Annotated in this window: 3 protein-coding genes; all 3 read left to right on the top strand. The window is 41.2% G+C overall.

Going from position 1 to position 3,100, the window contains the following annotated elements; translation table 11 throughout:
- Positions 1-224 (top strand): hypothetical protein (locus tag LC605_RS32125; RefSeq protein WP_229551417.1); only part of this gene is annotated, 224 nt, incomplete at its 5' end.
- Between the two features lie 461 nt (positions 225-685).
- Positions 686-1,432 carry a DUF2993 domain-containing protein gene (locus LC605_RS32120; RefSeq protein WP_229551418.1) on the top strand — a complete coding sequence of 249 codons (747 nt, stop codon included), beginning with the start codon at positions 686-688 and terminating at the stop codon, positions 1,430-1,432.
- Positions 1,433-1,627: 195 nt separating this feature from the next.
- Positions 1,628-2,179: a DUF2231 domain-containing protein gene (locus tag LC605_RS32115; RefSeq protein ID WP_229551416.1), complete on the top strand. Its 552-nt coding sequence runs from the start codon at positions 1,628-1,630 to the stop codon at positions 2,177-2,179.
- Positions 2,180-3,100: the final 921 nt, after the last annotated feature.

Below are 3,100 nucleotides of genomic sequence, written 5' to 3'. Positions count from 1 at the left end.
ACTGTTCCCAGGTCAGATTGCTACGGTATGCTTTAGTCATTCGCTCACAGGGTGCTGGTTTCTACAAAATTCAGCATACGCCTTGTGAGCTTTCTTACACTAGCCCCCCACTTTTAAAACATCCTCTGAAAAACTTGGGATATAATTTTTTCATGATGATAAATATTAATGTACTTATGCTTTTAGATAGAGAATATTTAAATCTAAATTCCATCGCGCGATAGATAAAATTTTGATCCTGTATTATTAAATTGGTTGAAGTAGATAGCAATCCTAAATAAGTTGCAAAAAAATTGACCTCCCCGCTAACGCTGTACCCGGTTGCTAACAGAGGACTACAGCGAGGTAACAACAGGACTTACGCAAAATCATGAAAAAACGAACCGCAAACGACGCATTCGCGCAGCGTCTAGTTAGAGAAGAACACAAGGGAATAAGAGTTTCAGAAAGTTATTGCGTAAGTCCTAAACCTGACAATTCAGGTCATCTGGAAAACCTCTCTTCTATTTCTCTCTCCTTTTAGGAGAGAGACTTTGAATTTTCCCCTTCCCGATCCGGGAAGGGGGTTAGGTTTTTGATGGACTTTTCCACATGACCTGAATTGTCAGGTACTAAACAAGCTCAAATTCTCAACAATGATTTAGGACTGCTATGTACATATTTAAAGTTAGGAGTTAATTTAATAATGCCAGACAGTCCTGGATTGGGAGAGCAGGCGCTAAATAAAGCGACAGAAATAGGATTATCTAGCCAATTAGATGAAGTAGAAAATTTAGATGTAAACATCAAAACTGACCCACTGAAACTGGTTCAGGGAGAAGTGGATGCAGTCACAATTCAAGGTGAAGGTTTGGTTATGCAGAAAGACCTCCGCATGGAGGAATTAGAAATGCAAATGACTAGTGTTGCCATTAATCCTCTGAGTATGGCTTTTGGGAAAATTGAACTTACTAAACCTACTGAAGCTAAGGCACTGGTTGTGTTAACCGAAACTGATATCAATCGTGCATTCAACTCTGAATATGTGCGTTCACAGCTGCAAACTCAAAAAATACATATTAAGGGGGAACTCAGGACTATTAATCCTCAACATATAGAATTTCGACTACCAGGTGATGGGAAGATAGCACTAAATGCCAGCATTAAATTAGTAGAAACAGGTGAAAATCAGCAAGTTGCTTTTTCCGCAGTACCCCGGATCAGTGCTAATGGAAAAACTGTTGCTTTGGAAAATGTTGAGTATGGCGAAAGTGAGGAGATATCGCCAGAGTTGACAAAAGCTTTTATAGACGAAACTAGCGAAATTTTGAATTTGAATAACTTTGATTTAGAAGGTATGAATCTGCAAGTTAACCATCTAAAAGTAGAAGTAGGCAAATTAACACTACAAGCTTCAGCTTATATTGAAAAAATTCCTTCAGCTTCAAAATAGGATACTAATCAATACTGTTCCAATACGCTTGGGTTAAGGAGAATTGTAGGTTGGATTGAACTTTAGTGTTACCCAACAAATGCTCGAAAACGTGTTGGGTTTCTCCCCAACCTACGCAAATTTATTTTTACGGCTTAACCCAAGCGTATTCAACCGAACCCTATTGGGATACTAATAAATTCAGGATAGTAAATAATGGAAACTACAGAAACAACGCAAACAAGTTCAACACCTTTCCCAAATATTCCACCGCTGATTGAAAGTAACGACAGTGAGTATCGTGATACTGGCGTACCGAGTACAGTTGCGATCGCGGGACATCCCCTACATCCCCTGAGTGTGATCTTTCCCATAGCCTTTTTAGCCGCCGCCTTGGGAAGTGACATTGGCTACTGGTTAACTGGTGATTCCTTTTGGGCTAGGGCTTCGCTATGGTTAATCGGACTGGGATTAGCAGGGGGTCTGCTTGCAGCAGCGATCGGCCTCAGCGACTTTTTGAAAATTGAACGAGTTCGCAAGCGCAGCGCCGGTTGGGCACATTTGATACTTAACGTTTCTCTACTAGTTTTAACACTCGTCAATTTCCTCCTGCGTTTAGGCGACGCTGAGTCACGAATAGTACCTTGGGGGCTGTTACTCTCGCTCATTGTTGGTACACTGACTAGCATTTCCGGCTGGTTTGGTGCTGAACTCTCCTATCGTCACAAAATCGGTGTAGTGGGTGCTGGTAGCAGAAGATATCCATAACCCAATACCCTTGGGATAAGACTAAAACCCTTGTCCAGTAGACAGTGTAGAGACGTTGCAATGCAACGTCTCTACAGGTCTATGGCAATAGGGTTCAGTTAAGGCTAAAACTCTTTGTCAAAGTCAATTTTGTTAACGAACCGCGATCGCGTAGCGTCTCCCCCTGGGAGAAGGACGCAAACGCGAGTGCGTCTCGTAAGAGTTGGACGCAAAGGAAGAGAAGAGAGAAGGAAGAAATGCTTAACCCAAGTGTATTGAACAGAAATGTTCTCCCCCAGTCCCCACCTAAAAATACTTGGAAATGTTTACATTTTAGGTGGGGTTAGGGAGAATCAAAATAAAAGTGAATCTTCATTGTAGTAGAATAACACTGGTACGGCAAAGCGAAATTTCGTAGAGGCACGACCATTTACAGCAATTATTTATTTAGGAATTGCTAGTTTTTCTGGGGTTTGCGTAGACAAAAGTTTCTACGATCCACTGAGGACGCCAGTATGCCTGGGAACGCTTAGAAGTCTTTTGGCTTCAAAAGCGCAAGAATCCCCAACCATAATCGCAAGATTTGGTTGGCGGTGCGTTCAAGCCTATGGTTCTCCAGAAAATCCTTAACCCAAGCGTATTGATCCATAACCAAATAATTCAAAATTAACATTCAATAATTACGAATTATTGAGAAACAGCTATGTAAGTAGGTCGGCGCAATTAAAGCTAACTGGCTAAGGCTGTCGTTTGTCATTTGTCCTTCGTCATTTACAAAGGTTTTAACCCTATTTACGTTTCGTAACATATTTAGGTTTTTTCGCGCCAACTTACTTAATTTGTAATTCGTAATGACACTCCTGCGTCGCTACCGCTACGTTCGCGGAGCGTCTCGTAGAGAAGACAGTAATTCGTAATTATAGGAATCCGGTTTGATTTTTG

The organism is Nostoc sp. CHAB 5836 (genome assembly GCF_020829445.1).
Lineage (GTDB): Bacteria > Cyanobacteriota > Cyanobacteriia > Cyanobacteriales > Nostocaceae > Nostoc.
The sequence above is the reverse complement of the archived record's forward strand: the minus strand, read 5'-3'. Positions and strand labels throughout refer to the sequence as shown.

Excerpts from the sequence above, each read along its gene's own strand:
- LC605_RS32120 (WP_229551418.1), top strand. The coding sequence starts at position 686 with ATGCCAGACAGTCCTGGATTGGGAGAGCAGGCGCTAAATAAAGCGACA.
- LC605_RS32115 (WP_229551416.1), top strand. The coding sequence starts at position 1,628 with ATGGAAACTACAGAAACAACGCAAACAAGTTCAACACCTTTCCCAAAT.